Origin of the sequence: Streptomyces sp. P9-2 (assembly GCF_051903975.1) — a bacterium.
Classification (GTDB): domain Bacteria; phylum Actinomycetota; class Actinomycetes; order Streptomycetales; family Streptomycetaceae; genus Streptomyces; species Streptomyces cellulosae.
This window is the reverse complement of the sequence record NZ_CP192633.1, coordinates 6,466,492-6,490,103: the sequence shown is the minus strand read 5'-3', so window position 1 is coordinate 6,490,103 and position 23,612 is coordinate 6,466,492. Positions and strand designations below refer to the sequence as shown.

General features: G+C 73.2%; 23 protein-coding genes. 13 read left to right on the top strand and 10 right to left on the bottom strand.

Annotated elements, in window-relative coordinates:
- Positions 1-45: 45 nt before the first annotated feature.
- The 6 genes from ACQY0Z_RS29385 to ACQY0Z_RS29360 all read right to left on the bottom strand — a co-directional run bounded on the left by ACQY0Z_RS29385 (position 46) and on the right by ACQY0Z_RS29360 (position 4,912).
- Entirely contained in the window at positions 46-234 is a 189-nt protein-coding gene (locus ACQY0Z_RS29385) for a hypothetical protein (protein WP_019527206.1), read from the bottom strand.
- A 155-nt stretch (positions 235-389) separates the two neighbouring features.
- Positions 390-1,085: a L,D-transpeptidase family protein gene (locus ACQY0Z_RS29380; RefSeq protein WP_254586860.1), complete on the bottom strand. Its 696-nt coding sequence runs from the start codon at positions 1,083-1,085 to the stop codon at positions 390-392.
- A gap of 202 nt (positions 1,086-1,287) precedes the next feature.
- Positions 1,288-2,085 carry an SDR family oxidoreductase gene (locus ACQY0Z_RS29375; RefSeq protein WP_189900210.1) on the bottom strand — a complete coding sequence of 266 codons (798 nt, stop codon included), beginning with the start codon at positions 2,083-2,085 and terminating at the stop codon, positions 1,288-1,290.
- Between the two features lie 63 nt (positions 2,086-2,148).
- Entirely contained in the window at positions 2,149-3,063 is a 915-nt protein-coding gene (locus ACQY0Z_RS29370) for an SDR family oxidoreductase (RefSeq protein ID WP_189900211.1), read from the bottom strand.
- A gap of 134 nt (positions 3,064-3,197) precedes the next feature.
- Entirely contained in the window at positions 3,198-3,827 is a 630-nt protein-coding gene (locus tag ACQY0Z_RS29365; protein WP_189900213.1) for an MBL fold metallo-hydrolase, read from the bottom strand.
- Entirely contained in the window at positions 3,827-4,912 is a 1,086-nt protein-coding gene (locus ACQY0Z_RS29360) for an S-(hydroxymethyl)mycothiol dehydrogenase (RefSeq protein ID WP_189900215.1), read from the bottom strand. The genes ACQY0Z_RS29365 and ACQY0Z_RS29360 overlap by 1 nt, the downstream gene beginning before the upstream one ends.
- Positions 4,913-5,050: 138 nt before the next feature.
- On the opposite strand from ACQY0Z_RS29360, the gene ACQY0Z_RS29355 reads away from it, so the two are divergent.
- Together ACQY0Z_RS29355 and ACQY0Z_RS29350 are read left to right on the top strand one after the other, a co-directional pair.
- Positions 5,051-6,805: an ABC transporter ATP-binding protein gene (locus ACQY0Z_RS29355; RefSeq protein ID WP_189900217.1), complete on the top strand. Its 1,755-nt coding sequence runs from the start codon at positions 5,051-5,053 to the stop codon at positions 6,803-6,805.
- A gap of 171 nt (positions 6,806-6,976) precedes the next feature.
- The gene (locus tag ACQY0Z_RS29350; RefSeq protein WP_019527199.1) at positions 6,977-7,342 is read left to right on the top strand and encodes a nuclear transport factor 2 family protein; all 366 of its coding nucleotides are present in this window, start codon (positions 6,977-6,979) and stop codon (positions 7,340-7,342) included.
- Here ACQY0Z_RS29350 and ACQY0Z_RS29345 read toward each other — a convergent pair.
- Positions 7,305-8,231: a LysR family transcriptional regulator gene (locus ACQY0Z_RS29345; RefSeq protein WP_347226031.1), complete on the bottom strand. Its 927-nt coding sequence runs from the start codon at positions 8,229-8,231 to the stop codon at positions 7,305-7,307. The genes ACQY0Z_RS29350 and ACQY0Z_RS29345 overlap by 38 nt on opposite strands.
- 162 nt (positions 8,232-8,393) lie before the next feature.
- Here ACQY0Z_RS29345 and ACQY0Z_RS29340 point away from each other — a divergent pair, with 162 nt between their 5' ends.
- From ACQY0Z_RS29340 to ACQY0Z_RS29330, 3 genes are read left to right on the top strand one after another with little or no spacing between them, the layout of a single operon-like run.
- Positions 8,394-9,407: an alcohol dehydrogenase catalytic domain-containing protein gene (locus ACQY0Z_RS29340; protein ID WP_347226032.1), complete on the top strand. Its 1,014-nt coding sequence runs from the start codon at positions 8,394-8,396 to the stop codon at positions 9,405-9,407.
- A gap of 27 nt (positions 9,408-9,434) precedes the next feature.
- Positions 9,435-10,340: an SDR family oxidoreductase gene (locus tag ACQY0Z_RS29335; RefSeq protein ID WP_439813093.1), complete on the top strand. Its 906-nt coding sequence runs from the start codon at positions 9,435-9,437 to the stop codon at positions 10,338-10,340.
- Between the two features lie 23 nt (positions 10,341-10,363).
- Positions 10,364-10,738 (top strand): nuclear transport factor 2 family protein, encoded by a 375-nt coding sequence (locus ACQY0Z_RS29330; protein ID WP_189900221.1) that lies wholly within the window; start codon positions 10,364-10,366, stop codon positions 10,736-10,738.
- A 192-nt stretch (positions 10,739-10,930) separates the two neighbouring features.
- Here ACQY0Z_RS29330 and ACQY0Z_RS29325 read toward each other — a convergent pair whose 3' ends face one another.
- Positions 10,931-11,644 (bottom strand): TetR/AcrR family transcriptional regulator, encoded by a 714-nt coding sequence (locus ACQY0Z_RS29325; RefSeq protein ID WP_439813092.1) that lies wholly within the window; start codon positions 11,642-11,644, stop codon positions 10,931-10,933.
- A 174-nt stretch (positions 11,645-11,818) separates the two neighbouring features.
- Between ACQY0Z_RS29325 and ACQY0Z_RS29320 the strand changes: the two genes are divergently transcribed.
- Complete coding sequence (locus tag ACQY0Z_RS29320; protein WP_189900223.1) at positions 11,819-13,090, top strand: YncE family protein; 1,272 nt, start codon at positions 11,819-11,821, stop codon at positions 13,088-13,090.
- A 49-nt stretch (positions 13,091-13,139) separates the two neighbouring features.
- On the opposite strand, the gene ACQY0Z_RS29315 is transcribed toward ACQY0Z_RS29320, so the two are convergent.
- A complete protein-coding gene (locus ACQY0Z_RS29315; RefSeq protein WP_439813091.1) occupies positions 13,140-15,113 on the bottom strand; it encodes a GTP-binding protein in 1,974 nt (657 codons plus the stop codon).
- A 250-nt stretch (positions 15,114-15,363) separates the two neighbouring features.
- On the opposite strand from ACQY0Z_RS29315, the gene ACQY0Z_RS29310 reads away from it, so the two are divergent.
- The 7 genes from ACQY0Z_RS29310 to ACQY0Z_RS29280 are packed head-to-tail and all read left to right on the top strand — an operon-like array spanning position 15,364 to position 22,967.
- Positions 15,364-15,837, top strand: coding sequence for a (2Fe-2S)-binding protein (locus tag ACQY0Z_RS29310; RefSeq protein WP_381730823.1), 474 nt, complete (start codon positions 15,364-15,366; stop codon positions 15,835-15,837).
- On the top strand, positions 15,834-18,203 hold the full coding sequence (locus ACQY0Z_RS29305) for a xanthine dehydrogenase family protein molybdopterin-binding subunit (RefSeq protein ID WP_439813090.1): 2,370 nt from the start codon (positions 15,834-15,836) through the stop codon (positions 18,201-18,203). The genes ACQY0Z_RS29310 and ACQY0Z_RS29305 overlap by 4 nt, the downstream gene beginning before the upstream one ends.
- On the top strand, positions 18,200-19,054 hold the full coding sequence (locus ACQY0Z_RS29300; protein ID WP_439813089.1) for an FAD binding domain-containing protein: 855 nt from the start codon (positions 18,200-18,202) through the stop codon (positions 19,052-19,054). The genes ACQY0Z_RS29305 and ACQY0Z_RS29300 overlap by 4 nt, the downstream gene beginning before the upstream one ends.
- Positions 19,055-19,097: 43 nt before the next feature.
- A complete protein-coding gene (locus tag ACQY0Z_RS29295; RefSeq protein ID WP_189900233.1) occupies positions 19,098-19,952 on the top strand; it encodes an AAA family ATPase in 855 nt (284 codons plus the stop codon).
- A complete protein-coding gene (locus ACQY0Z_RS29290) occupies positions 19,949-21,118 on the top strand; it encodes a vWA domain-containing protein (RefSeq protein ID WP_347226037.1) in 1,170 nt (389 codons plus the stop codon). Before ACQY0Z_RS29295 ends, ACQY0Z_RS29290 begins: the two co-directional genes overlap by 4 nt.
- The gene (locus tag ACQY0Z_RS29285) at positions 21,111-22,253 is read left to right on the top strand and encodes an XdhC family protein (RefSeq protein WP_439813088.1); all 1,143 of its coding nucleotides are present in this window, start codon (positions 21,111-21,113) and stop codon (positions 22,251-22,253) included. The genes ACQY0Z_RS29290 and ACQY0Z_RS29285 overlap by 8 nt, the downstream gene beginning before the upstream one ends.
- Before the next feature lie 12 nt (positions 22,254-22,265).
- The gene (locus ACQY0Z_RS29280) at positions 22,266-22,967 is read left to right on the top strand and encodes an SRPBCC family protein (RefSeq protein WP_439813087.1); all 702 of its coding nucleotides are present in this window, start codon (positions 22,266-22,268) and stop codon (positions 22,965-22,967) included.
- 121 nt (positions 22,968-23,088) lie between these two features.
- Here ACQY0Z_RS29280 and ACQY0Z_RS29275 read toward each other — a convergent pair whose 3' ends face one another.
- Entirely contained in the window at positions 23,089-23,589 is a 501-nt protein-coding gene (locus ACQY0Z_RS29275) for a metallophosphoesterase family protein (RefSeq protein ID WP_381726660.1), read from the bottom strand.
- Positions 23,590-23,612: the final 23 nt, after the last annotated feature.

Below are 23,612 nucleotides of genomic sequence, written 5' to 3'. Positions count from 1 at the left end.
ACCCGTGCGGTCACGGGTGCCCGGTCGTCATGCCGAGGCCGGCCGTCAGGCCGCCTCCGCGGCTGCCTGCGGGAGGGCCGAGGCCCACTCCTGGACCAGGCGCTGGTACTCCTCGCGCTGTTCGACGCTGAGTGTCCCGCCCGACCGGAGCCACAGGGCCCGGATCTCCTCGTTGACCTCGGCAGCCGATCGCTCGGAGGAGGGTTCAACAGTGGTGGACATACCGTGAAGCATACGTCCCGCGACGTGAAGACGCTGTGAGTAATCGCACGCCCATCGGGCAATTCGGACGTGTTGCTGATCACGTCCATCTGCCCTGCGAGGTGGGCGAGTTCACACTCTCGGGCGGGCGGGAGCGCCCGGCCCGCAGACCGGGCACGGGAGGGGACTCAGGTGCCCGGCTTGCGGCCGTACACGTAGACGTCGTCGCCCTTCTTCAGCAGCGACCAGTACTTCTTGGCCGCGGTCTTGGTCATGTTGACGCAGCCGTGGGAGCCGGGCGGGTTCCACATGCTGACGCCGACCGAGTGGAACGCCTGGCCGCCGTCGAAGAACTGGCTGTACGGCATCGGCACGTCGTAGATGGTCGAGACGTGGTTCTTGTTCCGCCAGTAGACCTTCTTCAGGCCGGTGCGGGTCTCGTAGCCGTCGCGTCCGGTGCGCACCGCGACGGGCCCGTAGACGAGCTTCTTGCCGTCCTGGATCCAGCTCAGCTGGAGGGTGAGGTTGACGCAGGCGATGCGGCCCTTGTTGGTGGGGCATTTGCCCGCCTTGTTCGGGTTCTTGCCGACGGCCCTCTGCTTGGTCATCAGGTCCATCACGCCCCAGGTCACGGGGCCGGCGTACCCGATGTTGGGCCGGATGCCGTGCTTGTTCTGGAAGGCGCGGATGGCCTTGCAGTCGGCGGCGGACTGCTTGCCGTCGACCGGGCGGCCGAGGAACTTCTCGACCTTCTTCTGGTACGGCCCCGCCGACGTGGTGCAGCTGGCCGCCTGGGCCGGCGTGGCACCGATCGCGAGCGTGAGCGGAGCCACCAGAGCGGTGACCCCCAGGGCGACGACACCCCGTTTCCTCAAGTCCCCCATGGTCGTTCTGCCTCTCCCGCGGGAACGTGCGCTGGACCGCGCACTCTGCCAGGTAGACGGCGGACGGGGGAAATCGGTTGTACGCGCGACCGGACCGTTGTGTCCGGCACGGCGGGCACGTCGGTATGAGTCGTGTCACGCGGAAGCACGCGGGGCGTGGGGCCGGTCACCGTCCGGCCGGGGCGCGGGGCGCGGGGCCCGGTCATCGCGCCGTGTGGTCCATGACCCGGTGGAAAGCCGGGTTGACGGCCGTGATGCCGCCGTCGACGGCGAGGGTGGTGCCGGTGATCCAGGCCGCGTCACGGGAGGCGAGGAATGTCACGGCCGCCGCGATGTCCTCCGGCTCGCCGACCCGGCGCAGCGGGTAGACCTCGGAGACCGCCGCCAGGTCGTCGTCCCGGCCGTCCCAGGCGCGGGTGCGGACCGTGCCCGGCGCGACGAGGTTGACCCGGACGCCCCGGGGTCCCGCGTGGCCGGCGAGGGTGCGGGTGAGGGAGATCAGGCCGGCCTTGGCGGCGCTGTAGGCGTGGTTGCCGAAGTCCTGGAGCCCGTTGACCGAGCCGACGGTGACGATCGCGCCCCGCCCTGACGCCTCCAGGTGCGGCAGGGCGGCGCGGCAGCAGCGGTAGGCGCCGGTGAGGGTGACGTCCAGGTCCGCCGCCCACTCCTCCTCCGGCTCGTCCTCGAAGCGGGGCGCGTCGGGGGTGCAGTGGGCGGCGTTGTTCACCAGGACGTCGAGCGAGCCGAAGCCGCGTACGGCACGGTCCACCGCCGCGTCGACGGACGCCCGGTCCCGCACGTCGCAGGCGACGGCCTCCACCGTGAGTCCGCGGTCGCGCAGCGCCGCCGCCGTGTGCTCCCCCGCCTCCGGGTCGGCGTCGGCGATCAGGACGCGCGCGCCCTCCTCGGCGAACCGTGTCGCGGTGGCGGCGCCGATGCCGCGCGCCGCCCCGGTGATGAGAACCCCGTACCCAGCGAAGCGCCCTGTGTCCGTCGTCATGGGGGGACGGTAGCGGCTCGGACGATCACCGCGCCCGGCATTTCCGCCTTGCGTCCGGACGGGTCAGCGGTAGCCGGTGACGTCGGCCGGGCGGCCGGGGTCCTGCACCTCGACGAGGTAGCGCCAGGCGTCGGGGCGGCTGCCGTCGAGGTCGGTGAAGCCGTACTCCTGGGCGAGTCCCCCGCTGGACAGGGACGCTCCGTTGAAGCGGGCCACGTCGGGGTCGGCGGCCAGCGCGGCGACGGCGCGGCCCACGTAGCGCGGGGTCTCGGAGATGGCGAAGTGCGGCACCTTCTCCAGCGCGTCACGCCAGTTGTCCTCCCGCACCCCGAAGTGGTCGAGCATGATCTCCGAGCGCAGCCAGCCGGGGGTGAGCGCGACGGCGGTGGCGCCGCGCGGGCCGAGTTCGTGGCCGAGGGCGAACGCCATGCGCAGCACGGAGGACTTGGCGAGGTCGTAGAAGAAGGACACCCGGTAGTGGTCGCGGTTGTAGTCCGCCGTGCCGTCGGTCATCTCGACGACGAGTCCGCCGGGCTGGCGCAGCAGCAGCGGCAGGGCGTGGTGGCTGGTGATCGCGTGGGTCTCCACCGCGAGGCGCAGCAGGCGCAGTCCCTTGTCGAGGTCGTGCTCCCAGACGGGCGCTTCCCAGTCGAAGAGGGTCTCGCCGCCCCAGATGTCGTTGACGAGGACGTCGAGGCGGCCCTGTTCGGCGGCGATCCGGTCGACGAGGGTCTTCACCTGCGCCGGGTCCAGGTGGTCGGTGGGCACGGCGATGCCCCGGCCGCCCGCCTCGGTGACCAGGTCGGCGGTGTCCTCGATGGTCTCGGGCCGGTCGTACTCGGAGCGGCGGGCGCGGGTGGTGCGGCCGGTCACGTACACCGTGGCGCCCGCCGCGCCGAGTTCCACGGCGATTCCGCGTCCCGCTCCCCGGGTCGCCCCGGCCACCAGTGCGACCTTGTCCCGCAACGGCTGTGTCATGCATGGCCTCCCGTGCCTCGGTCCGTCGTACGTCGACGAGCCTGACGGGTAAGCCGGACATCCTCTGTCGCCTTTTCCGCGGTTCCGGCCGTGGGGTCACCCGGACGCGGGAACGTCCGGGTGACCGGGGCGGCTCAGTGGCCGCGGGCGATCCATTCGTCCAGGTGCGGGGCCTCGGCGCCGATGGTGGTCGGGTCGCCGTGGCCGGTGAGCACCTTCGTCTCGGGCGGCAGGGTGAGCAGCCGGTCCCGGATGGAGTCGATGATCGTCGGGAAGTGCGAGAAGGAGCGTCCGGTGGCGCCGGGGCCGCCCTGGAAGAGGGTGTCGCCCGTGAACACCGTGCCCAGGCCGGGGTCGTGGAGGCAGACCGCGCCCGGGGCGTGGCCGGGGGTGTGCAGCACGGTGAGGTCGGCGCCGCCGGCCTCGATGACCAGCCCGTCGGCCAGCCAGGCGTCGGGGTCGCGCTCCGGGTGGGTCTGCTTCCACAGCGGGAGGTCGTCGGGGTGCAGCCAGATCGTGGCGCCGGTGCGCTCGGCGAGGGCGGGGGCGGCGTCGATGTGGTCGTTGTGGGCGTGGGTGCACACGATGGCGGTCAGGCGTCGGTCGCCCACCGCCTCGGCGATGGCGTCGGCGTCGTGGGCCGCGTCGATGACGACGGCCTCGTGGTCGTCGCCGACGATCCACACGTTGTTGTCGACGTCCCAGGTGCCGCCGTCGAGGCTGAACTGGCCGGAGGTGACGAGGCGTTCGATGCGGGCGGTCATCACAGCACCACCACCGAGCGCAGCACGTCGCCGCGGTGCATCCGCTCGAACGCCTTCTCCACCTCGTCCAGGGCGATGGTCTCGGTGACGAACGCGCCGAGGTCCAGGCGGCCCTGGAGGTGCAGGTCGATCAGCATCGGGAAGTCGCGTGACGGCAGACAGTCGCCGTACCAGGAGGACTTGAGGGCGCCGCCGCGGCCGAAGACGTCGAGCAGCGGCAGTTCGATCTTCATGTCCGGGGTGGGCACGCCGACCAGGACGACCGTGCCGGCCAGGTCGCGGGCGTAGAACGCCTGCTTGTAGGTCTCGGGGCGGCCGACGGCCTCGATGACGACGTCGGCGCCGAAGCCGCCGGTGAGGTCGCGGATCGCCTCGACTGGGTCCGTCGTACGGGAGTTGACGGTGTGGGTGGCGCCCATGGAGCGGGCGGTCTCCAGCTTGCGGTCGTCGATGTCCACGGCGATGATCTTCGCCGCGCCGGCCAGCCGGGAGCCGGCGATCGCCGCGTCGCCGACGCCGCCGCAGCCGATGACGGCGACCGAGTCGCCGCGGCCCACGTTGCCGGTGTTGATCGCGGCGCCGATGCCGGCCATCACACCGCAGCCGAGCAGTCCGGCGACCTCCGGCGCCACGGCCGGGTCGACCTTGGTGCACTGTCCGGCGGCGACCAGGGTCTTCTCGGCGAAGGCTCCGATGCCGAGCGCCGGGGAGAGCTCCGTACCGTCGGTCAGGGTCATCTTCTGCGTCGCGTTGTGCGTGTCGAAGCAGTACCAGGGGCGTCCGCGCAGACAGGCGCGGCAATGGCCGCACACGGCACGCCAGTTGAGGATCACGAAGTCCCCGGGCTGCACGTCGGTGACGTCGTCGCCCACCGACTCGACGACGCCCGCGGCCTCGTGGCCGAGGAGGAAGGGGAAGTCGTCGTTGATGCCGCCCTGTTTGTAGTGCAGGTCCGTGTGGCACACCCCGCAGGCCTGGACGCGTACGACCGCCTCGCCGGGTCCCGGATCGGGTACGACGATCGTCTCGATCCGTACCGGCTCGTCCTTGCCGGGTGCGATCACGCCGCGTACTTCCTGCGCCATGCTGCTGACTCCTTCGTCTGTCCGTCTCCCCCGTCGTCTCCCGACCCTACGCGGGAATGATCGGCTCCGCCGCCCACCGTGCGGTGCGTCCGCCCGGGCGACGTAGCCTGAACATCCGTCCGACGCCGAGGGGGGCATGTGAGCATCGCCGGGGATCCGTCCGGCCCGCCGGCCTGGCGGCTGCTGCTGTCGTACGTCCGGCCGCACCGCTGGGGGCTGCTGGGCGGCGCCCTGCTGTCGCTGGTGACCGGCGCGACGGGGCTTGCGCTGCCGCTGGTGGCGCGGGAGCTGATCGACGACCTGGCGCACGACCGGGCGGTGACCTGGGCGCTGTTGCTGATGTCGGCGCTGGTGATCGGAAACACGGTGCTGGGCGCGGTGGGTTCGTACGTGCTGCGGCGCGCGGCGGAGTCGGTGGTGCTGGGGGCGCGGCGCACGCTGTCGTCGTATCTGCTGCGGCTGCGGATCGCGGCCGTGGACCGGACCGAGCCGGGTGATCTGATGGCCCGGATCACCTCCGACACCACGCTGCTGCGGGAGGTGACCACCGACTCGCTGATCGGGCTGGGCACGGGCGGGCTCACACTGCTCGCCACGGTGGCGCTGATGGGCTGGGTGGAGCCGGTGCTGCTCGCGGTCACGCTGGGCGTGCTCGCGGTGGCGGGGACGCTGCTCGGGGTGGTCGTGCCGCGGATCCGGCGGGCGTCGAAGCGGGCGCAGGAGGCGGTGGGCGTGATGGGGGCGTCGCTGGAGCGGGTGCTGGGCGCGCTGCGCACCGTGAAGGCGTCCGGCGCCGAGCCCCGGGAGGAGCGGACGCTGCACGACGCGGCGCGCGAGTCGTGGCGGATGAGCGTGCGGGCCGCCAAGTGGTCGGCCGCGGCGGGCAACACGGCGGGGCTCGCCATGCAGCTCGCGTTCATCACGGTGCTGGCGGTGGGCGGGGCGCGGGTGGCGACCGGGGCCATCGACATCGGGACACTGGTGGCGTTCCTGCTGTTCGTGTTCTATCTGATGGCGCCGATCTCGCAGGTCGTGGGCGCCGTCACGCAGTACCAGGCGGGCAGTGCCGCGCTCGCCCGCATCCAGGAGGCGCTGCGGCTCCCCGCCGAACCGGCCGCGCCGCCCGCCGCGTTGCCCTCCCCCGGCGCCGCGCCGGCGGCCGTCGCCTTCGAGGACGTGCGGTTCCGCTACGCCGAGGATCTGCCGTACGTCCACCACGGGGTGACCTTCTCCGTGCCCCCGCAGGGCCTGACGGCGTTCGTCGGCCCGTCCGGCGCGGGCAAGACGACGGTGTTCTCCCTCATCGAGCGGTTCTACGACCCCGAGTCCGGCGTGATCACGGTGGACGGCCGCGACGTCGCGGACTGGGCCCTGCCGGAGCTGCGGGCGGCGATCGGGTACGTCGAGCAGGACGCGCCCGTGCTGTCGGGTTCCCTGCGCGACAACCTGCTGCTGGGCAACCCGGACGCGGACGAGGACGCGCTGACGCGGGTGCTGAAGACCACGCGGCTCGACGGGCTGGTCGCCCGCCTCCCCCAGGGGCTCGACACCCTCGTCGGCCATCGCGGCACCAGGCTGTCCGGCGGCGAACGCCAGCGGGTCGCCATCGCCCGCGCCCTGCTCCGCCGCCCCCGCCTGCTCCTCCTCGACGAGGCGACGTCCCAGCTGGACGCGGTGAACGAGGCGGCCCTGCGCGACACGGTCGCGGACGTCGCCCGCACGACGACGGTCCTGGTGGTCGCCCACCGCCTCTCCACGGTGACGGCGGCGGACCGCATCGTGGTGATGGACGCGGGCCGCGTCCGCGCGGTCGGCACCCACAGGGAACTCGTCATGTCGGACCCGCTGTACGGGGAGCTGGCGGCCACGCAGTTCTTGGCCACGGCGGGCTGAAGAGGGAAACCGCACCTGGGCGCCCGGCACCGGAGGGGGTGCGGCCACCCGTCCCCCACCCCCCGCCGGCCAGGCGTCGCGCTTGCCCCGGCCCGTCCCGGGGAGGACGCTCGTAGGTGAGGCCTACGTGGCCTGATTCCGGGCCCGGGACCTCCGAGGAGGTGGGTCATCATGACGACCGCGGCACAGCCCGTGTTCGGTACCGACACCCTGCGGCGGGGCGTCGAGGCGGACACGCCCGACATGCTGAAGTCGCTCTACGCGGACGACGCGGAGCTGCGCGTCGTGGATCACGTCAGCGGGCCGAGCCACCCGAAGGTGCTGCACGGCAAGGACGAGATCGCCGCGATGCTGGACGACGTCTACAGCCGCGACATGACGCACGCGCTGGAGGCGTGCGTCGTGCAGGGCGATCACGCCGCCTACTGCGAGAGCTGCCTCTACCCGGACGGTGTGCGGGTGCTCTCGGAGTCGATGCTGACGTTGCGCGACGGCAAGATCACGGGGCAGGTGCTGATCCAGGCGTGGGACGAGTGACACCGGGCGCCGTCGTCCTCGTCGCGTCGACGAAGGTCTCGACGAGCGGGGACGGACGGTCGCCGTCCCAGGCGAGGGCGACCGTGCCGGGCGGTACGTCCGCGAGCGGGACGTAGGCGATGTCGGGGCGCGGGAAGACAGCCGCGACCCACTCCGGCACCATCACGACGCCGCTGCCGGCCCGGACGTACGCCAGGATCTCCTCCATGTCGTGCACGTCCGGGCCGCGCAGCCACCGGGTGCCGTCGGGGCGCGGGTCGGCGTTCCAGACGGCGGACCACGCCGGGGACGCGCCCGCGTAGCGCAGCAGAGGTTCGTCGGCGAGGGCGCGCAGCCCGACCGTGTCCTCGCCGGCCAGGGGGTGCCGTACGGGAAGGACGAGGCAGAGCCCCTCCTGGTAGAGCGGCAGCACCCGCAGCCGCTCCGCGTCGACGGGCAGGCGTACGAAGCCGACGTCGGCGGTGCCGTCGAGGAGGTCGGCGGACTGGCTCCACCACCGCAGCCGGACCAGTTCGATCCGCACCTGCGGCTCCCGCGCGGAGAACGCGTGCAGCGGCGCGGTGATGTCGGAGCTGAGCATGAAGCCGACCTTGAGCACGCCCTCGCCCGCCGCGATCCGCCGGACGCGGTTCTGCGCGGCGCGGGCGACGGCCAGCAGTTCCCGTGAGTCCTGCAGGAACTGCTCGCCCGCGGGTGTGAGGGCGACCTCCCGGCTGCTGCGGCGGAACAGCGTCACGCCGAGGTCGTGCTCCAGCTGCTGGATCTGCCGGGACAGCGCGGGCTGGGTGACGTGCAGGGCGGCCGCGGCCTGCCCGAAGTGCAGCCGCTCGGCGACGGCCACGAAGGAGCGCAGCCGGCGCAGGTCCAGATCCGTCCGTCCGCCGTCCATGCCGCCTTCTCCCCTGCCGCCTGCACCGATGCGCCCACGTCATCGTAGGCACCGAAGGAAGCATTGGACCTCCGGGAAACCCCAGGTCACGCTGGTTACGTACTGCGGGGGGCATCGATCCCCCGTCCGCCTCCCCCTCCCCCTTCTTCTGGAGTGTTCGCCATGATGCGTGCCGCCGTCGCCGTCGGGGCAGGCGCCCCGCTCGCCCTGCAGGACCTGGAAGTGCCCGAACCCGGTCCGGGCGAGGTGCTCGTCAAGGTCACCGCGTGCGGGGTCTGCTTCACCGACCTGAACCTGCTGCGCGGCCACTATCCGTTCGCCCGTTTCCCGGTCGTGCCGGGCCACGAGATCACCGGCGTGGTCACGGCCGTCGGCCCCGGCGTCATCTTCCCCGAGGTCGGCGCCGCGGTGGGCGGGCAGTTCCTGTACGACTCGTGCGGTCACTGCGACTACTGCGTCCGCGGCGACCAGATCCTCTGCCCCCGCAAGGTGATCACCGGCATCGTCGCCGACGGCGGCTACGCCCCGTATGCGGTGATGAAGGCCGGCTTCGTCACCCCGCTGCCGGACGGGCTCGACCCGGTGGCCGCCGCGCCGCTGATGTGCGCCGGGCTGACCGCGTTCAACGGGCTGCGCCAGGGCGGGATCCGGCCCGGCTCGCGGGTCGCCGTGGTGGGCGCGGGCGGCGTGGGCGCGCTGGCCGTGCGGTACGCCGTCGCCATGGGGGCGCGGGTCGCCGTGGTCGGCCGGTCCCGGCGCGGTGAGGACGCGGCGAAGGCACTGGGCGCGGAACTGTTCGTCGCGGCGCAGGAGTCGGACCCGGCGAAGGCGCTGAAGGAGTGGGACGGCGGCGCGGACCTCGTGCTGAACGCCTCCCCGTCGACCGAGGCGGCGACGGCGACGCTGGGCGGGCTCGCCCCGGACGGCACGCTGATGCTGTGCGGGTACGGTCCCGAGCCGCTGGTGCTGCCGACCCAGCCGATGATCCTCAACCGGCTGCGGGTGGGCGCCTCCCCGTCCGGCTCGCCGCACGACCTGCGCGACACCCTGGCCTTCTCGGTCTCGCACGACATCCTCCCGGACGTCACCCCGATCGGCCTGGACGAGGCCCCGGCCGTGCTGGACGCGATGGACGCGGGCACCGCGCGCGGCCGCAGCGTCATCGTCTTTCCCTGACCTCCCCTCCTTGTGACGGAGCACCTCATGTCCTCCCACGTCGTTCTGATCACCGGCGCGTCCAGCGGTTTCGGCGCGTTGACCGCCCGCGCCCTGGCCGACGCCGGGCACACCGTCCACGCCGGGATGCGGCAGACCACCGGCCGCAACGCCCCGGCGGTCGCCGACGCCCGCGCCTACGCCGACGAACACGGCGTCGAGTTGCGCACCGTCGAACTCGACGTCTCCCGGCAGGAGTCGGTGGACGCGGCCGTCGCGGCGGTCACCGAGGAGGCGGGCGGCGTCGACGTGGTCGTGCACAACGCCGGGCACATGGTGCTGGGCCCCGCCGAGTCGTTCACTCCGGAGCAGCTCGCCGAGATCTACGACACCAACGTGCTGTCCACGCAGCGGGTCAACCGCGCGGTGCTGCCGCAGATGCGGGAGCGCCGGGACGGGCTGCTCGTGCGGGTGGGCTCCACCAGTACCTTCGGCGGGACGCCCCCGTATCTCGCCCCGTACTTCGGCGCCAAGGCGGCCATGGACCACCTGGCGAAGAGCTACGCCGTCGAGCTGTCCCGGTTCGGCATCGACACGTCGATCGTGGTGCCCGGCTCCTTCACCTCCGGCACGAACCACTTCGCGCACGCCATGCACCCCGCGGACACGGCGACGGCCGAGGCGTACGACGAGCTGTACGAGGGTCTGATGGACGACGTCGGCAAGCGGCTCGCGGCTCTCGCGCCGCCGGACGCGGACCCCGGCGAGGTCGCCCGCACGATCGTGGCGGTCGTGGACGCACCGAAGGGCGAGCGCCCGTTCCGGGTGACGATCGACCCGGCGGACGACGGCTCGGAACAGGTCAGCGACGTCGCCGACCGGATCCGGGCCGATTTCTACGACCGCATCGGCTTCACCGATCTCCTCACCACCCGGACCCCGGCCGGGGCGTGAGACAGGCTGGTATGACTGGGTGCATGCATGCAGACACCGCCCAGTCGGCCATCGACACGTTCATCTCGGCGTTCAACGCCTCCGACGACGCCTACGTGACCTCGCTGCTGTCACAGGCGCTCACCTCGGACGTGGTCCTCTGGGGTCCGCTCGGCCGCAGCGAGGGCATCGAGGCGGTGGAGCGGTTCGTGCTGGACATCCGGCGGCACCCGGCCGGACCGGGCACGATGGTCCGCTGCTCGGGGGTGGACATGCCGGACGAGTGGGCCCGGTACCGGTGGGTGTTCACCACCCCGGACGGTGGTCCCCGGCTCGCCGGGACCGACGTCGTCCACCTGCGGCGGGGACTGATCGACCAGATGATCGTCTTCGCGGGGGACCTCGCGCCGGCCGTCTGACTCCGTCGCCCCGGGGCGCCTCGACGCCGACCGGTTGACGCTCCGTCAAGCGGTCGGCGTCGGCACGTCCGGTTCGTCCGACGCGTCCGACGCGTCCGGCGGTCCCGGCGCATCCGGCGCAGTCGGCCTCCTCGGTGCCTCCGGTGTCTTCCGCCTCCCCGGCGCCTCCGGCGATCCCGGCGGCTCCCGCGGCTACGACGACTCCGGCGTCTCCCGCGTCTCCCGCGTCTCCCGCGTCTCCCGCGTCTCCGGCGTCTCCGGCGTCTCCGGCGGACGCAGGATCGCCAGCAGCTGCCGGACCAGTTCGTCCACGACCTCGTCGAGGCTCGCCTCGACCCACCCCGCGTTCCAGTCGTGCAGCAGCCCGTTCACGCTGCCGATGAAGCCCGTCGCGGCGAGGCGGTGGTCGCGGGGCGCCGCCTCTCCGCGGGCGACCGCCGCGTCCGCCTCGGCGCAGATCAGGTCGACCCACCGGGCGCGGCGGGCCAGCCGCTGTTCCTCCAGGCGGGGGCTCACCCCGATGATCTCGACGAAGGCGATGCGGATGCGGCGCGGGTCGCGGGTGACGTCGGCGGCGTAGGCGCGGAAGATCGCGGTGGCGCGCTCGGCGAGCGGGGCGTCCCCCGTCGAGGCCGCCGCGGCGAGCACCGCCGACTCGGCCCAGTCGTTGACCTGGAGGTGCAGCGCGGCGAGGACGTCCTCCAGGGTGCGGAACTCCTCGTAGAACTGACGGGTGGACAGGCCGGCGGCCTCGCTGAGGGCGGTGACGGTGGTGTTCCGGTAGCCGGGTCCGGCGCCGAAGAGCTCCAGGGCCGCGTCGAGGAAGCGCCGGCGCCGCTCGGCCTTCCGCTCCTCGGCGGACTTCCCTGCGTACCGGCCGCTCGGTGCGCTCAGTCTGCCCGCCACCGGTTCTCCTCTCGCCGCGCCCGGCAATTTTGTCGTGTCCGCGGTCTTGTGGAGAACCCCTGACCGTCCCTACTTTTCAGTAAGTTCAATCTGAAAGCACGTCTGTTCAGATTCCACTCCCTCCACTTGGCATGTCCCGATCATGGCGCCCCCACCCGCAGAGGAGACCCCGCCATGCCGATCCGCAGCAGGCATCTGTGCACCCTCGCCGCCGCCGTCGTCCTGACCCTCACCGCCCCCGGCGCCGTCGCGAGCGCCGCCGGACAGACGTCCTCCGCGGACCTGTCGTCCTCCGCGGAGCTGCGGGAGGTGCTGTTCGTGGGCAACAACTGGGACGGCACCGCCGACGTCATCGAGTCCGGCGGCGACTTCGGGCGGATCGGCCGGATCAACGTGGTCCCCGACAAGGACCGGCGGATGGCGGAGATCAACGCCAACCCGATCCGCTGGATCTACTTCATGGGCATCCGCAACACCGTCGGCGAGGGCCACGACCAGTTCGTCGACGACATGTACTCCACCCCGGACGGCACCGCGGTGGTGGTCTCCCGGCCCAGCTTCGCGGACGTCGTCTCCCTCGATCTGGCGACCGGACGCGTCAACTGGCGCTTCCCGGTGTCCGGTTACCGCTCCGACCACATGGCGGTCTCCCCCGACGGCACGCGCGTCGCCGTCTCCGCCTCGACGTCCAACACCGTGCACGTCCTGGACATCGAGACCGGCAAGGAGGTCGGCACGTTCAGGACCGGCGACAAGCCGCACGAGAACGTGTTCAGCCGCGACGGCCGCTACATCTGGAACATGTCCATCGGCGAGGTGAACACCGATCTGGACGCGCCCTGGCTGGACTTCACGAAGGGCGACCGCAAGATCACGGTCGCCGACGCCCGGACGTTCCAGCAGGTCAAGGTCATCGACATGCGGGAGCGGCTGGACGCGGCCGGCTTCACCGGTTACTCGGACGCGGTCCGCCCCGCCGCCTTCTCCCCCGACGAGTCGAAGCTGTACTTCCAGGTGTCGTTCTTCAACGGCTTCTTCGAGTACGACGTCACCACCGACCGGATCAGCCGCGTCAAGACCCTGCCGAAGAACCCCTCCACCAGCGAGGACCGCACCACCTGGGTCAACGACTCGCGCCACCACGGCATCACCATGAAGCCCGACGGCGCCAAACTGTGCGTGGCGGGCACCATGGACGACTACGCGACCGTCGTCGACCGCGACACCTTCGAGCACGGCCCGCTGGTCCCCGTCGCCAAGCCGTACTGGGCGACCGTCAGCGGCGACGGGGAGTCCTGCGTGGTCTCCGAGAGCGGCGCCGACCAGGTCACCGCGATCGACTTCGCGACGGGCGAGAAGACCGTGTCGGTCCCGGTCGGCGACCACCCGCAGCGGGTGCGTCTCGGGCATGTGCGGGAGGGCTGGACCGGCCCGTCGGGCGGCTGACCGGCACCCGGAAAGCCGGATGCAACTCGCCACCCTCCGAAAACCGGCATCAACTCCCCACCCGACGCGTCACGTTGAGCAGGTACTCCCTGCGGTCCAGCGGGTTGTGGTCGGTGCGGGGGCGGGACGGCACGGGACCGTGGGTGACGGGCGCGTAGTGGCCGAACCGGCAATCCAGCTCGCCCTCGCCCCGGGTCGGCCCCGGCAGGTGCTGCTCCAGTTCCCGCACCCGCGCCGCCGGCACCGTGCCCTCCAGCACGCACAGCGCGCCGAGGGTGTCCGTCGTGCCGGGCAGCGCGCCGAGGCTGCCCAGCACCGGCAGCAGGGCGCCCAGGGTGTCCCCCGGGGCCTCGATGCGGAAGCGGTGGACGGGCTCGTGCACCACGGTGCCCGCCCGTCGCAGCGCATCCGTCAGGACCAGCGGGGTGAGCCCCCGGAAGTCGGCGCCGGTGCTCGACATGCTCTTGTCGAAGCCCTGGTGGGCGTGGCTCTGGCGGGGGCAGTACCCGCAGTGGGTCATGGTGACCACGCAGTCGGTGACCTGCCAGCCGCGCAGCCCCTGCGCGAGCGTGGCCCGCACGGTGTCCTCGACCGCCTTGAAGAAGGCGTACGGCATGGAGCCCAGTTCGACCTCCAGGCGGAAGTCGACGCCGGAGCCGGGCGGCGCGGGGTCGACGCGCAGGCCGACCGTGGCGAGGAACGGGTTGCCGTCGCCCTTGACGAACTCGGCGGCGGATCCGGTCCCGGCGGGCCGTTCGATGCAGAGCGGAATGGTGCCGCGGAAGGCGACGTCGAGGCCGTACTCCTCGGCGAGGGTGGCCTGGATGACCTCCTTCTGCACCTCGCCGTAGAGCGACACGGAGGTCTCGCGCCGTCGTTCGTCGTGGCGCAGGCCGATCAGCGGGTCCTGCTCGGCGAGCTGCGCGAGGGCCAGGTGCAGCTCGCCGGGGTCGACGCCCGTGCCGGGCACCACGACGGTCTCGAGGGTGGGCGGCGAGAAGAACTGCCGCTGCTCCTTGGGGGGTTCGCCGATCGCGTCACCGACACGGACGTCCGTGAGGCCCCACAGCCGGGCGATCCGGCCCGCCTCCACGGCGTCGGCGCGGCTGTCGGCGCCGTGGTCGAAGACGCTGAGCCCGGTGACCCGCCCCTCCGTGAGGGTCCCCGCGCCGAAGGGGATGCGGTCGCGGGTGCGCAGGGTGCCGGAGAACAGGCGCGCGTAGGCGATCTTCTCCCCCGCGGGTCCCCGCTCCACCTTGAACACCGTGCCGGAGAGCGGCCCGTCGGGCGAGCCGCCGGACGGGGGCAGCAACTCCCGCACTCCGTCGAGCAGTTCGCCGACGCCCGCGCCGGTGACGGCGGAGCCGAGGAACACCGGGTGGACGAGGGCCTGGCGGGTCTGCCCGGCCACGGCCTCCCGCACCCGGGCCGGGGTGAGCGTGCCGTCCACGTACGCGGCGAGCAGGCCGTCGTCGTGGTCGGCGAGGACGTCCAGGGCGGCCGGCACCGGGCCGGGCACGAACCGGGCGTCCCGGGTGCCGAGCCGCTCGGTGGTCCCCATGGGCACGATCGACGGGGTGAGGCGCGCCGCGATCTCACGGAGCAGGTCCGCCTCGCGCGCCCCGCGGCGGTCGATCTTGTTGACGAAGATCAGGGTGGGCAGGCACAGCCGGCGCAGGACGCGCATCAGCACCCTGGTGCGTGCCTGGACGCCCTCGACGGCGGAGAGCACCAGCACGGCGCCGTCGAGCACGCCGAGCACCCGCTCCACCTCGGCGACGAAGTCGGGGTGGCCGGGAGTGTCCAGCAGGTTGACGGTGATGTCGTCGAGCGGGAACGAGACGACGGCGGACTTGATGGTGATGCCGCGCCGGCGCTCCAGCGCGAGGGTGTCGGTGGTGGTGCTGCCGGCGTCGACGCTGCCGATCTCCTCGATCACCCCCGCGGTGTGCAGGAGCCGCTCGGTCAGGCTGGTCTTACCGGCGTCGACATGGGCGAGGATTCCCAGATTGAGCACGTGCACGAAGCGTCATGTCCTTCGAAGAGTGGTGAGTTCCTTCCTGGGGGGACATGAACGGTGCGCGCACGGCCTTCTCCTCGCTTCTGGTCGGGTCTTCCGGCAGTGGACCAGACGGGCACGGGACGCACAACGGATTAATGCTCAACAAAAACCGCCGTCCCGCCTCTCGCCCCGTCACGAACCGTCGCTTTAGAGTGACGCGCATCACGTCCGGCGACCGACCGGTACCCCTCGCACGCTTCTGGGAGGGCACATGACCCGTATCTCGGTGAAGGTGGACGGCACGACGTACGAGGACGACGTGGAGCCCCGTCTGCTGCTGGTCCACCATCTGCGCGACCGGCTCGGCCTGACGGGGACGCCCGTCGGGTGCGACACCTCCAACTGCGGGGCCTGCACCGTCGACCTGGACGGGGTCAGCGTCAAGAGCTGCTCGGTCCTGGCCGTCCAGGCCGACGGCTGTGCGGTGACGACCGTGCAGGGCCTGAGCACCGACGGCGAGTGGACGGGCCTGCAGAAGGCCTTCCACGAACGGCACGCGCTGCAGTGCGGCTACTGCACGCCCGGCATGCTGATGGCGGCCCGTGACCTGCTGAAGGAGAACCCCCGCCCCACGGCCGACGAGGTGCGGCACGCCCTGGAGGGCAACCTGTGCCGCTGCACCGGCTACCAGAACATCGTGCGCGCGGTGCTGGCCGCCGCCTCCGACGAGGAGGTGCGGACATGACCGAGGGCGCCGTCGAGGCCGAGGTGGGCCGGGCGCGGCTGCGCAAGGAGGACGCGCGGCTGCTCACCGGCCAGACGAACTGGACCGACAACATCCAGGCCGCCGGGATGCTGCACCTGGCGATCCTGCGCAGCCCCATGGCGCACGCGCGCCTGGAGCGCGTCGACGTCTCCCCCGCCCGGGAACTCCCGGGCGTGGTGGCCGCGTTCACGGGAAGCGATCTCGCGGAGGGGATGGGATCGCTGCCGTGCGCGTGGCCGGTGACCGAGGACATGGTGCACCCGGACCATCCGCCGCTCGCCGTGGACGAGGTGCGGCACGCCGGCGACCCGGTGGCGGTCGTGGTGGCCCGCGACCGGTACGCGGCGGCGGACGCGCTGGAGGCGGTCGAGGTCGAGTACGAGCCGCTGCCCGCGGTCCTCGACCTGGAGGCGGCGCTCGCCGAGGACGCGCCGCTGGTCCACGCCGACAAGGGCACGAACCGCTGTTACGACTGGCCGCTGAGGGCCGGTGAGGACTACGCGGCGGTCCGCGAGCGCGCCGAGGTGGTGCTCAAGCGCCGCTACCACCAGCAACGGCTCATCGCCAACGCGATGGAGCCGCGCGCGGTCGTGGTCACGCCGCTCGCCGCGTCCGGCGAGTACACGGTGTACTCGGCCACGCAGATCCCGCACATCCTGCGGGTGATGCTCGCCATGGTCACCGGGATACCCGAGCACAAACTGCGGGTCGTCGCGCCCGACGTGGGCGGCGGCTTCGGCTCGAAGCTCCAGGTGTACGGCGAGGAGGCGATCGCGCTGGCGGTCGCGCGGCGTCTCGGCCGGCCCGTGAAGTGGACCGAGTCCCGCTCCGAGGGCTACCTCGCCACCCATCACGGCCGCGGCATGATCCAGGACGTGGAGATCGCCGCCGACCGGGACGGCAGGCTGCGCGGCCTGAAGGTGGACCTGCTCGCCGACATGGGCGCGTATCTGATGCTGGTCACCCCGGGCGTGCCGATCCTCGGCGCGTTCATGTACCCGGCGATCTACAAGATGGACTCCTACGAGTTCCGCTGCACCGGCGTGTTCACCACCCGCACCCCCACCGACGCCTACCGCGGCGCGGGACGCCCGGAGGCGACGTACGCCATCGAGCGGATCATGGACGAGCTGGCCGCCGAACTCGGCATGGACCCGGTGGAGTTGCGGCGCCGCAACTGGATCCGGCACGAGGAGTTCCCGTACGACTCGATCGCGGGGCTCACCTACGACAGCGGCAACTACGAGGCGGCCACCGACAAGGCGCTCGCCCTGTTCGGCTACGACGAGCTGCGCGAGGAGCAGCGCAAGCGCGACGAGCGCGGGGACACCGTACGGCTCGGCATCGGGGTGTCGACGTACACCGAGATGTGCGGGCTGGCGCCGAGCCGGGTGCTGCGGGACCTGCGGTACGCGGCGGGCGGCTGGGAGGCGGCGAGCATCCGCATGCTGCCCACCGGCAAGGTCGAGGTGGTCACCGGGACCAGCCCGCACGGGCAGGGGCATGTGACGTCCTGGAGCCAGATCGCGGCGGACGTGCTGGGCGTGCCGTTCGAGGACGTCGAGGTGGTGCACGGCGACACCCGGGCGGCCCCGCAGGGCATGGACACCTACGGCTCGCGCTCGCTGGTGGTGGGCGGCGCGGCCGTGCACCACGCGGCCCGCAAGGTGGTCGACAAGGCGCGGAAGGTCGCGGCGCATCTGCTGGAGGCGAGCGAGCGGGACCTGGAGTTCACCGGCGGCGTGTTCTCGGTGAAGGGATCGCCGGAGGCGCGGAAGACCATCCAGGAGGTGGCGTTCGAGGCGTTCACCTCGCACGACCTGCCCGACGGCATGGAACCCACGATCAACGCCGGGCACGTCCTCGACCCGGAGAACTTCTCCTACCCGCACGGCACCCATCTGTGCGCGGTGGAGGTGGACACCGAGACCGGCATGACCCGCATCCGCTCCTACGTGTGCGTGGACGACGTGGGCCGGGTGGTCAACCCGATGATCGTCGAGGGCCAGGTGCACGGCGGGCTCGCGCAGGGCATCGCGCAGGCGCTGTACGAGGAGGCCGTGTACGACGACGACGGCAACCTGCTGTCCGGCACGATGGCCGACTACCTGGTGCCGTCGGCCGTGGACCTGCCGGACTTCGTGACGGACCGGACGGAGACGCCCGCCGAGTCGAACCCGCTCGGGGTGAAGGGCGTCGGGGAGGCGGGAACGATCGCCTCCACCCCGGCGGTGGTCGGCGCGATCGTGGACGCGCTGAGGCCGCTGGGCGTGAGGGACGTGCCCATGCCGTGCACCCCGGAGCGGGTGTGGCGGGCGATCCACGGTGAGGAGGACCCGGCATGATTCCCCCCGCGTTCGACTACGTCCGCCCGCACACCGTCGAGGAGGCGGTGCGGGCCCTCGCCGACGGCGGCGAGGACGCGAAGGTGCTGGCCGGCGGGCAGAGCCTGCTGCCGCTGATGCGGCTGCGGATGGCGTTCCCGCAGCTGCTCGTCGACACCGGCCGCGTCCCGGGGCTGCGCGGCAGCCGCATGGAGGGCGACACGCTGGTCGTCGGCGCGATGACGACGCACCACGACGTGCTGCGCGACGCGCTGGTGCGCCGGCACGCCGGTCTGCTGGCCGCCGCCACGGCGACGGTCGCCGACCCGGCCGTACGGCACCGGGGCACCCTCGGCGGGTCGCTGGCGCACGCCGACCCGGCCGCCGATCTGCCGGCCGTGATCCTGGCGCTGGAGGGGGAGCTGGTCGCGGTGGGGCCGCGCGGCCGGCGCACGATCCCCGCCCGCGAGTTCTTCACCGACTACCTGGAGACCGCGCTGGCGCCGGACGAGCTGCTCGTGGAGGTACGGCTGCCGTCGACCGACGGCTGGGGCTTCCACTACGAGAAGTTCCAGCGGGTGGCGCAGGCGTACGCGATCGTCGGCGTGGCCGCGCTGGTGCGGCGCGACAACGGGAGCATCGCCGAGGCGCGGGTGGGGCTGACCAACATGGGCTCGACCCCGCTGCGCGCCCCGGCGGCCGAGGAGGCGCTCGCGGGAGCGGGCGACGCCGCCGCCGTGAAGCGGGCGGCCAGGGAGGCGGCCGAGGGCACCCGGCCGTCGCGGGACACCTCCGCCTCGCCGGAGTACCGGGCGCATCTGGCGCGGGTGCTGACCGGGCGGGCGGTGCTCGCCGCCGCCGGAATGGGGTGAGGGACCCATCACCGCCGAGGAGTGGCCGGGCGGCCCGGAGCAGGTGCGGGCCGCCCTGGAGGAGACGGGCTACCTCGTCGACGAGGGGCTGGCGATCGCGTGCTTCCTGGCACTGCGGCTGAACCGGCCGGTGTTCTGCGAGGGCGACGCGGGCACGGGCAAGACCGCGCTCGCGTCCGCCCTCGCGGAGGTGCTGGAAGCGCCTCTGATCCGGTTGCAGTGCCACGAGGGCATCGACGCCTCGCAGGCCCTGTACGACTGGGACTTCCCGCGTCAGCTGCTGCGGCTGCGGGCGTCCGAGGCGGCCGGGGTCACCGACCCGGAGAAGCTGGAGGGCGCGCTGTACGACCGGCGTCATCTGCTCGCCCGGCCGCTGCTGCGGGCGCTGGAGAGCGCTCCGTGCGTGCTGCTGGTGGACGAGATCGACCGCGCGGACGACGAGTTCGAGGCGTTCCTGCTGGAGCTGCTGTCGGACTTCGCGGTGACGATTCCCGAGCTGGGCACGGTGCGGGCGGAGACGCCGCCGCTGGTGGTGCTCACCTCCAACCGCACCCGTGAGGTGCACGACGCGCTGAAGCGGCGCTGTCTGTACCACTGGTTCGACCACCCGGACCTCGCCCGTGAACTGGCCATCGTGCGGCGGAGGCTGCCGGAGGTCACGGCACGGCTCGCGGAGCAGGTGACGGCGCTGGTGCAGGAGCTGCGGCGGCAGGATCTGGTGAAGCCGCCCGGGGTCGCGGAGACCATCGACTGGGTGCGCGCGCTGCACGCGCTGGGCGCGAGCGAGGTGGACGCGTCCCTGGCGACGGCCACGCTGGGCTCGGTGCTGAAGTACCGCGAGGACGCGGACCGCGCGCGGGGCCTGGACTTCGCGGCGGTGCTGGCGGGGCGGGGGTGACCGCTGTGGCGTCCGAGGCCGCCGCTGATCCGGCCGCGCTGCTCGTCGGGTTCGCCCGGCGGCTGCGCGCGGCCGGGGCGGAGGTGAGCGGGGAGCGGGTACGGGCGTTCCTGCGCGCGACGGAGGCGCTGCGGCCGTGGGCGCGGACGGACGTGTACTGGGCGGGCCGGCTGACCCTGTGCGGCGGCCCGGACGACCTGCCGCGCTACGAGCGGGAGTTCGCGGCGTGGTTCGGTGGCGGCGAGCAGGCCGTCCCGCGTCCCCCGGCCCCGGCGCCACCGCGGCTGCGCCCGGTCCTGCGGAACGCGGCCGTTCCGACCGGGAGACCGGGCGCCCCTGAGGAGCGGGCGCCGCGGCTGCCCGCGCCGGCCGCCTCCACCGACGTGCTGCGCCACCGGGACGTGGCCGAGCTGAGCGCGGCCGAGCGGGAGCAGGTACGGCGGCTGCTGGCGGCGTTCGCGCTGCGCGGCCCGGTGCGGCGCACCGCGCGGCGCCGTCCGGCCCGGCGCGGGGAGAACGACCCGCGCCGCACGGTGCGCGCGCTGCTGCGCAACGGCGGGGAGCCGGTACGTCTCCGGCACCGGGTGCGGGCCGAGCGTCCGCGCCGGGTGGTGCTCCTGGTGGACGTCAGCGGGTCGATGGCGCCGTACGCGGACGCCCTGCTGCGGTTCGCGCACGCCGCCGCGCGCGGAGGGCACACCGAGGTGTTCACCGTCGGCACCCGGCTCACCCGGGTCACCCGCGCGATGGCGCACCGGGACCCGGACGCGGCGATGGCGGCCGTGGCGCGGGCGGTGCCCGACTGGCGCGGCGGGACCCGGCTCGGGGAGCTGCTCAAGGAATTCCTGGACCGGTGGGGGCGGCGTGGGACGGCCCGCGGGGCGGTCGTGGTGCTGCTGTCGGACGGCTGGGAGCGTGGCGATCCCGAGCTGCTCGCCGAGGGGATGCGACGCTTGCACCGGCTGGCGCACCGCCTGATCTGGGCCAATCCGCTGAAGGGGCGGCCCGGTTACGCGCCCCTCGCGGCCGGGATGGCGGCGGCGCTGCCGAGCGTGGACGCGTTCGTCGAGGGGCACAGTCTCGCCGCGCTGGAGCGGCTGGCGGCGGTGGTGCGGGGAGGCCGCCCGCCGGAGGGGATCCCCCGGGAAGGAGCGGATGGTGCGTGACGTTCTGCCGGTGCTCGGCCGCTGGTACGCGGCCGGGGCGCCGTTCGGACTGGCCACGGTCGTCGGGGTGAGCCGCAGCGCGCCGCGTGACCCGGGGGCGGCGATGGCGGTCGGCCCGGACGACGAGGTGGTGGGCAGCGTCTCCGGGGGCTGCGTGGAGGGCGCGGTGTTCGAGCTGGCGCGGGAGGTGGTCGCCGACGGCGAGGCGCGCCTGGAGACCTTCGGCTACAGCGACGAGGACGCCTTCGCGGTCGGCCTGACCTGCGGCGGCGAGATCACCCTGCTGGTGCGGCCGGTGACGCCGGAGCTGGACCCCGCGTTCGGCGAGGTCGCCGCGTCGGTGGCGGCGGGCGAGCCGGTGACGGTGGCGACGGTCACCTCGGGTCCCGCGCGGCGCGGCGCAACCCTCGCCGTGTGGCCCGGCCGGGTCGCCGGCACCCTCGGCACAGAGGGTCTCGACGTGGCGGTCACGGCGGACGCGCGCGGTGAACTCGCCCTCGGTGCCACCGGGCTGCGTCACTACGGCCCCGAGGGGCAGCGGCGCGAGGACGCGGTGGAGGTGTTCCTGCAGAGCTTCGCCCCGCCGCCGCGCATGCTCGTCTTCGGCGCGATCGACTACGCGGCGGCCGTCGCCCGGATCGGTGTGTTCCTCGGCTACCGGGTGACCGTGTGCGACGCCCGCCCGGTGTTCGCCACGGCCCGGCGCTTCCCCGGGGAGGCGGAGGTGGCCGTGGAGTGGCCGCACCGCTACCTGGCGGACACGGACACCGACGACCGCACGGTGATCTGCGTGCTCACCCACGACCCCAGGTTCGACGTGCCGCTGCTGACCGAGGCGCTGCGCCGCCCGGCCGCGTACATCGGCGCGATGGGCAGCCGCCGCACCCACGAGGACCGTGCCGCGCGCCTGCGGGAGGCCGGGCTGAGCGAGGCGGAGCTGTCCCGGCTGCGCTCCCCGGTGGGCCTGGACCTCGGCGCCCGTACGCCCGAGGAGGTGGCTGTGTCCGTGGCCGCCGAGATCGTCGCCCTGCGCTGGGGCGGCTCGGGCGCGCCGCTCACCGCGACCCGCGGTGCGGTGCACCCGCCCCGGCCGGCCGCCGGTCCGTCCGCCGCCCCGCCCGCCGCCCCCGCCTGACAGGAGGAAGTCATGGAGCTGCGTCACGAGTTCACGGTGCCCGTCCCGGTCGACGACGCCTGGAGGGCCCTCCTCGACATCGAACGGGTCACGCCCTGTCTGCCGGGGGCGTCCGTGGAGGAGTACGACGACAAGACGGTGACCGGGTCGGTGCGGGTCAAGGTGGGCCCGGTGACCGTCACCTACAAGGGCACCGCCGTCTTCGAGGAGCGGGACGAACAGGCGCGCCGGGTGGTGCTGGTGGCGGGCGGCAGGGACGCGCGGGGTCAGGGCACGGCCCGCGCCACGGTGACCGGCACGCTGAGCGAGCGGGACGGGGTGACGGCGGTGACCGTGCACACCGACCTGACGGTGACGGGACGGCCCGCGCAGTTCGGGCGGGGTGTGCTGAGCGAGGTGGGCGAGCGCGTCATCGGCCAGTTCGCGGCGTGCCTCGCGGAGCGGCTGACGGAGCGGGCCGAGGAGGCTCCCGAGCAGCCCACGGCCCCCGACGAGGCTTCCGAGCAGCCCACGGCCGCCGGCACCAAGGGGCCCGCGGAGGTCACGACCCCGCGGCCCGCGTCACAGGAGCCGCTCGACCTCCTGCGCACCGCGGGACTGCCGGTCGCCGCGCGGGCCGTCGCGGCGCTGGCGGCGGTCGTGGCGGTGGCCGTGTCCGTGCTGCGGGTACGGCGGCGGAACGCCCGGAAGAAGAACGTCGGCCGGGGTGTGTGAGCCGTACGGGTACGGGTAGTCGCCACGTATCACCTCCGATCGATGGAAGGGGGTCCGTGGAAGAGTCGCATCTACTCGCAGCGCCCGGGCCGTTTCCACCGAGGCGAAGCGGTCCGGACCGTCAACGCGGCGGCAACAGGTGGAGGGCCACCTCCGAGAGCCGGCCGTCGTCGGCCGTGACGGTCATATAGGTGCAGTGGGGCTGTCGGCGGCGATCCGTCGGGGACCCCGGATTGAGCAAGCGAAGTCCCGTGGGAGCCGTGGTGTCCCACGGGATGTGACTGTGTCCGAACACGAGCACGTCGAGATCCGGGAAGCGCTCGGCGCACCGTTTCTCCCGCCCCTGCGCGGGACCCGTCTCGTGGATCACCCCGAAGCGCAGCCCCCCGAGTTCCGCGCGGGCCACCTCGGGGAGCCGGGTGCGCAGCGCGGGGCCGTCGTTGTTGCCGTACACGGCGAGGAGCCTGCGGCTACGGCTCTCCAGCAGGTCGAGGGCGTCGGTGTCGACCCAGTCCCCCGCGTGCACGACGACGTCGGCACGGGGGATCTCCTCCAGCAGTTGCTCGGGGAGCTTCTTGGCGCGTTTCGGCAGATGGGTGTCGGACATCAGGAGCAGACGCACGGTGGGCAGCCTAGACGTGGGGA